Annotated in this window: 7 protein-coding genes and 1 pseudogene; 5 read left to right on the plus strand and 3 right to left on the minus strand. The window is 65.5% G+C overall.

Annotation, left to right across the window (positions count from 1 at the left end; genetic code table 11):
- The 3 genes from EOA32_RS32435 to EOA32_RS32445 form a co-directional block, all read left to right on the plus strand.
- Positions 1-1,264, plus strand: a 1,264-nt coding sequence (locus tag EOA32_RS32435) for a PAS domain-containing sensor histidine kinase (RefSeq protein WP_145971425.1), incomplete at its 5' end; no start/stop codon positions are given.
- A complete protein-coding gene (locus tag EOA32_RS32440; RefSeq protein ID WP_128373908.1) occupies positions 1,239-2,021 on the plus strand; it encodes a peptidoglycan-binding protein in 783 nt (260 codons plus the stop codon). The genes EOA32_RS32435 and EOA32_RS32440, both read left to right, overlap by 26 nt.
- A 67-nt stretch (positions 2,022-2,088) precedes the next feature.
- Complete coding sequence (locus tag EOA32_RS32445; RefSeq protein ID WP_066997648.1) at positions 2,089-2,436, plus strand: DUF1491 family protein; 348 nt, start codon at positions 2,089-2,091, stop codon at positions 2,434-2,436.
- 60 nt (positions 2,437-2,496) lie between these two features.
- Here the strand turns inward: EOA32_RS32445 and EOA32_RS32450 are convergent, their stop codons facing one another.
- Complete coding sequence (locus EOA32_RS32450; RefSeq protein ID WP_128373909.1) at positions 2,497-3,492, minus strand: DUF2336 domain-containing protein; 996 nt, start codon at positions 3,490-3,492, stop codon at positions 2,497-2,499.
- A gap of 187 nt (positions 3,493-3,679) precedes the next feature.
- Here EOA32_RS32450 and EOA32_RS32455 point away from each other — a divergent pair, with 187 nt between their 5' ends.
- Positions 3,680-3,868, plus strand: coding sequence for a hypothetical protein (locus tag EOA32_RS32455; protein WP_082953733.1), 189 nt, complete (start codon positions 3,680-3,682; stop codon positions 3,866-3,868).
- Positions 3,869-3,877: 9 nt separating this feature from the next.
- Here EOA32_RS32455 and EOA32_RS32460 read toward each other — a convergent pair whose 3' ends face one another.
- Entirely contained in the window at positions 3,878-4,426 is a 549-nt protein-coding gene (locus EOA32_RS32460; RefSeq protein ID WP_066997643.1) for a DUF1254 domain-containing protein, read from the minus strand.
- Positions 4,419-5,003, minus strand: a complete 585-nt coding sequence (locus tag EOA32_RS32465) for a DUF1214 domain-containing protein (RefSeq protein WP_066997640.1) — start codon at positions 5,001-5,003, stop codon at positions 4,419-4,421. The genes EOA32_RS32460 and EOA32_RS32465 overlap by 8 nt, the downstream gene beginning before the upstream one ends.
- A gap of 272 nt (positions 5,004-5,275) precedes the next feature.
- Here EOA32_RS32465 and EOA32_RS32470 point away from each other — a divergent pair.
- A pseudogene (locus tag EOA32_RS32470) lies at positions 5,276-5,512 on the plus strand (hypothetical protein); the annotation flags it as partial.

Genomic DNA, 5,512 nt, shown 5'->3' on the forward strand with positions numbered 1-5,512 from the left:
GCTTACGCTCCTGCCGCGCGCGGCGGCCTTCGCCAATCCCGCCGATGCGCGTCAGGCTCAGCCTGCGGTGGACCGTCTCGAAGAGACCATCGATGCCGTCGTGCTGCGCGTCGGCCGCCAGGGCGAGGTGCTCGACGCTTCGGCCAAGGCGCGTTCCATTCTGAAGCTGGCGCCGGAGCTCCTGCTCGGTACCGGCTTGTTCGAGCGCGTCCATCTTTCCGATCGCGTCGCCTATCTCACCGCGCTCGCGGACATGCGCGAGGGCGCGCCGAAGCGCCGGCTCGACCTGCGCATCCGCTTGCCGCGCGACGGTGGCGACTCGGCCGACAATTTCCGCCCGTTCCGCCTTGAATTGCTGCGCGGCGCGCGGGAGCAGGACACCTTCACCTTCGTCCTTCGTGAGAACGACGAGGTCGCTGCGCTCCGCGAAGAGCTTGCCACGGCGAGGGAGGCTGCGGCTGCCGCCGAAGTGGCCAAGGGGCGTTTCCTGGCGGTGGTCAGCCACGAGTTGCGCACGCCGCTCAATGCCATCATCGGCTTCTCCGACATGCTGCTGCACGAGATGTTCGGCGCCTTCCGCGATCCGCGCCAGAAGGAATATGTCGCCCTGGTCAGGGAGTCCGGCCAGCATCTTTTGTCCGTCGTCACCTCGATCCTCGATGTCTCGCGCATAGAGGCAGGCGCCTATGCCACCGAGCTCGAGCCGTTCCGCTTCGCCGATGCCGCCGACTTGTGTCGCTCGATGATGCGGCCGCTGGCGGAGGCCAAGAGCATCGCGCTCGGCGCGCAGATCGCGCCTGACGCCGGCGAGATCAATGCCGATCGCCGCGCCGTGCAGCAGATCCTGATCAATCTCGTTTCGAACGCCTTAAAGTTCACGCCTGACGGCGGCAGCGTGGTGATCGGCGCCAAGCGGGTCGGCTCGCGGCTGCATTTCTGGGTGAGCGACACCGGCATCGGCATCGCCGAAGAGGATATGGCCAATCTCGGCAAGCCGTTCATGCAGATCCAGAACGACTATACGCGCCGCTTCGAGGGAACCGGGCTCGGCCTGTCGCTGGTCAAGGGGCTGGTGGCGCTGCATGAGGGCACGATGTCGATCGAGAGCGCCCCGGGCGAAGGCACGACTGTGACGATCAGCCTGCCGGTGAATGGACCGAAGCGGCGCTTGGGCGCGCCGGCCGACGTGCTGCCGGTGCCGATTGCAAAGCCGAAGGGGGATGCAAATGGGGACAGCAATGGCTCGCTCCGCAAGACGGCCTAAAGTGGTCGAACCCGAGCGCGGCTTGCTTGTCGAGAGCGCTGCGGCGGTCGGCCAGATGATCTCGCGCAATCCGGTTCTGGTCGGCGGCTCGACCGCCTTCCTGGTGACGCTCTTCTACGTTTCGGCCAACGCGCTCTGGTACCAGCCTTTTCCGCACACGAGCGCCTTCTTCGCCACCAGGAGCATCGAGAATTTCCCGCATGCCGTCTCGGATGAGCCGGAGACCACCATCAACATCGTGCGGCAGGCGCAGCCCACTCCCAAGCCCGATCCGGTCGTCCAGCAGGTGCAGGGCATATTGAAGGACCTCAATTTCTACGACGGCACCGTCGACGGCCTCACGGGCCCAGCCACGCGCAAGGCCATCCAGGCCTATCAGCTCAAGGTCGGGCTGCCCGCCTCCGGCGATATCGACGGCGCGCTGCTCGATCAGCTTGGCGCCAGGCAAACGACTGCGGCCATTCCGCATCCGGCCCCGAGACCGGCCGACAGGGCTGCGGCCCAGGCCGCCGGACCGGCGGCCATTCCGGTCTCCTCTCCGGCCAACGGCGCAACGCAGGCCCCCGACGCCCGCATCGTCAAGATCCAGGCTGGCCTGAAGGCCTTCGGCAATGACGATATGCAGCTCGACGGCGTCGTAGGCGCCCGGACCAAGTCTGCGATCAAGGAGTTCCAGGCGCTGTTCGGCCTGCCCGAAACCGGTGAGCCGGACGAAGTGGTCTATGCCAAGATGCGCGAGATCGGCCTGACAAACTGAGGGCTGCCGGCTTTCGGTTCCATTGCCGATGCTGTAAGGAACCGCGCATGCCATCCGGAACCCTGCCATGCGCGTGACTACCGATCTGTGGGTATCGGCCCTTCTGCGCCGTGTCTTCACCGCCGGCGGTTTTGCTGCCGTCGTCAAGCGCGGCGCGACCGAGGCCGGCGCCGTCTTCGTGTTGTCGCGCGGCCGGCTGGGCGAGGTGGCTCTGTACGGACCGGCGCCGCAAACGAGCTACGATTCGGCCAAGCCCGACGAGCGCTTCTTCACCTTGCTCGATTCTGGCGACGATAGCTCGGCATTCGATGCAAGGCTGGAAAAGGAAAAGAGATTCGATCCCGACATCTGGGTGGTCGAGATCGAGGCCGGCTCCGTTCCGGTCGAGGAGCTTGTGTCCGTGAAGGCGGAATAGAGGCGGCGGCCCGGCGTCCCGACCGGCCACGGAAACGCTGTGCACTTCCCTGGAATTGGGTCAGGACGCCTTGCGGCCGGCGGCCTTGTCATCGCTGTTCGATGCGTGGCGCCCTGTCTCGATGGCATTGCCGCGGATCGCCCGAGACAGCGTTTCGGCTTTCCAGGCCCGCACCTTGTCGAGCGCTGCCTCGCGATGCAGCAGCCGATAGCGGTCGAGGAACAGACGGATTGCCTGGGGATGCGGAAACTCGCCGGGATGGACCGCGACCGCGATCAGGAAGGCCCTGTCTTCGCTTAGGTCGAGCGCCTTGAGCGCCGCAAGCAGCGCTGCGTAGCCCGATTGCTCTGTAATTGAGCGGGCTGTGGCAAAATCGATGTCGAGCGCATCGGCAAGCGCTGTCTGGAAGAAAGCAAGGTTGCCCGTCAGCGCCGTCTCGCGCAGCTTCAGATAAGTCGGCTGTCCGAGGAACAGGTTGACAGCGGCACTTTCGCCGGCGGGCCGCATCATCGAGCGCAGGCGTCGCCGCGCGCTTTCCTCAGACACGCCGGGATCCGGGCGGCTGTCTTCTGTTGCGGAAGCGGCCGGTTTCACCGGCGCGATCTTCGTGACCGTCTCCGGCGGCCGCGTGTTGACCAGCGTCGGCTTCTCCAGCGCGCGGATCAGGTGGGCGATGGTTGCGTTGAGTTCCTTGCGGCGAGCGATTGCGCGCGCGTGCGGCAGGCCATGGCGGCCGATCAGCGCGATGAGGTCGATGTCGCTTAGCGCGTTCGAGCGGATAAGCAGCGGCGCCGCGATCTCGACCGGCTCCTCGGCCAGCCGCCGCACCAACGCGGCCGGCGCATATTCGCATTCGGAAAGGGCGGCGGCGACATAGCGGCGCGATTCGACCGACACTTCGTCGAACAGCGGCAGCGTCAAATCCTCGAGTTGGGCGATTTCGCGCCGCGACGGGCGCGTCAGCGAGCAGAAGGCCGACACGGCGGCGCGGAACAGCCTTTCGGCTTTTCCCGCTTCGGTCCGGATAGCGATGTGCCTGAAATCCGAAGAAGACACGGAGGATACGCCCGATACTCGACACAGACCCGGGCCCGCGCCTCCGGCCGGGCCGGTTTCGCGTCTCCAGGGAACAAACATCAAATTAGCCGCGATCCGTTAGCGCTCCGTTAACCCTCTGCCCGCCTTAATCGACTTTGGAGGCGTTGCGTTGTGCTCCGGTCAAACCGAGAGGAATACGCGAACCATGGGCATGGTCTTGTCTTTCGTGCCGCGAGCGGCACCCGTCAATCGAGTAACCCACGACACCGACACGGCAGCGGCTGTCATCATCTTCCCCGGCGTCCGCTATGAGCCACAGCCGCAGGTCGGCGCGGCGCGTCCGGACGGCCCGGACAAGCCTGGGTCGCCACGGCCACTAGTGCCGCATCACTGAGCTGACTCTTCAGTATTCCTGCAGTTCGCAGGCACTCTGTTCGAGAAAGCGCGACACGATCGGCTTCCAGCTATCGTCCGGCACGAAGGCGCGGACGACAAAGATTCCCTCTTCGATCGGCGCCTCGACAAAGATCGCGCCCTGCAAGTCCTCGGGAAGATCGCGCCGCACGTCGATCATCTGCGCCGGTGTCAGCACCACGGCATCGAGCTTTTCGCTGTTCGCATTGTGGTCGTTGAAGGAATAGATGTTATGGCCGCTGCGGTCATAGACCGAGGCCGACCAGAACGGCACGTTGCCGGGCGCCCGGATCCGCACCAGCCCGTCGGCGAGATTGAAGCGGCAGGCGGCCGCGTAGAACATGGGGTCGACCGACTTCACCACAGGTGCACCGCCGGCTTCCGCGTCCAGGCGCGTCATCTTGTAGAGGTCGGAGGCCATTGCCAGCCGCGACCAGGCATCGCGCTCGGAAAATTCCGGCACCAAAAACAGCACCGCGATATGCACGATGCCGGCGCCGAGCAGGCCGAGGACCATGGCGTGCAGCAGGCTACGCATGGCAGCCCGCCTTCAAAATGCGCGGCAGCGCCACGTCGGAAAGCCCAGTGCTGCTCGCGATCGGCGTGTCGTAGAAGGTCAGCACGAAATACATCTTGCCGAAGCCGGCCGTCAGCAGCCAGTTGCCCGGGGCAGGGCGGTCGCCGACGGAGATGACGACCGAATTGTCGGGCCGGCGCAGCACTTCGTAGGATTGCAGCACCGCCTGTCTCGCTTTGCCGGTGTCAATGACGCCGAGCGACTGGTCGGCGGCATAAAGCGTCCAGAACCGGGCCGTCGGGTAACCGCCTTCGATTGTATAGGCGCATTCCCGCTTCAGCGGTTGGCCAGCTTCATCGCGCTCGGCGACGAAGGACAACCCTTCCGCCCGGCCGAGCGCCAGCACGCCCTCACGCGCCACGCGCGCCTTGGAGTAGGGGTCGGAACCTTCCGTGCCGATTTCAGGAAAAGCTGTCCATTGGCCGATGCGGATCGCGCCGACGCCGTCCTGCGCGTTGAGCGCGTACCAGACGCTGCCGCCGCCAAGGCCGATGGCCATGGCAAGCGAAAGCAGCGTGAGGGAGACGGTCTTGAGCATGGAAGGCCGGAACTGAGGAGGTTGCCCGGGATATCGCGGCGTGGGGCCTCGTGGCAAGCCGGCTTGCCCCGGGCGTGGCGATATTCAGGTGGTCCGGCCTGCAAGCAGCATGACGTTCCCATGTCGGCGAACGGCCTGTCACGGACAAGTCCGGACCGCGCCCCTTCTGATTCTCGGCGGCGCTGCACGTGGCCATCCAATCACTGACTTGTCAGGCGCCGATCCGATGCCTGTGCTTGCAGCCGCCGCCATTTCGTTCCACATCGATCGGGATGAAGGGCGAGACAGAAGAGCGGCGTCGGAATTTGGCGTGGGCTTTGCCCGCATCGCTGATGCTGCATGCGCTGATCGCAGCGTTTCTGGTCTATACCTTGCCCAAGCGCGCCCAACAGCCGGATCAGGAGCAGCCGGTCAATGTCGCGCTTGTGCCTCCACCCGAGCAACCTAAGTCGAAGCCTCCGCCCGCACCGCAGCCGAAGCAACTCAAGGCCGAGAAGCCCCCGGAACCC

The sequence above is a fragment of the Mesorhizobium sp. M1A.F.Ca.ET.072.01.1.1 genome (genome assembly GCF_004023325.1).
Classification (GTDB): domain Bacteria; phylum Pseudomonadota; class Alphaproteobacteria; order Rhizobiales; family Rhizobiaceae; genus Mesorhizobium.

Bases quoted from the DNA above. Each gene is read 5' to 3' on its own strand.
- EOA32_RS32445 (WP_066997648.1), top strand. From the start codon at position 2,089: ATGCGCGTGACTACCGATCTGTGGGTATCGGCCCTTCTGCGCCGTGTC.
- EOA32_RS32455 (WP_082953733.1), top strand. From the start codon at position 3,680: ATGGGCATGGTCTTGTCTTTCGTGCCGCGAGCGGCACCCGTCAATCGA.
- EOA32_RS32460 (WP_066997643.1), bottom strand. From the start codon at position 4,426: ATGCGTAGCCTGCTGCACGCCATGGTCCTCGGCCTGCTCGGCGCCGGC.
- EOA32_RS32465 (WP_066997640.1), bottom strand. From the start codon at position 5,003: ATGCTCAAGACCGTCTCCCTCACGCTGCTTTCGCTTGCCATGGCCATC.
- EOA32_RS32440 (WP_128373908.1), top strand. From the start codon at position 1,239: ATGGCTCGCTCCGCAAGACGGCCTAAAGTGGTCGAACCCGAGCGCGGC.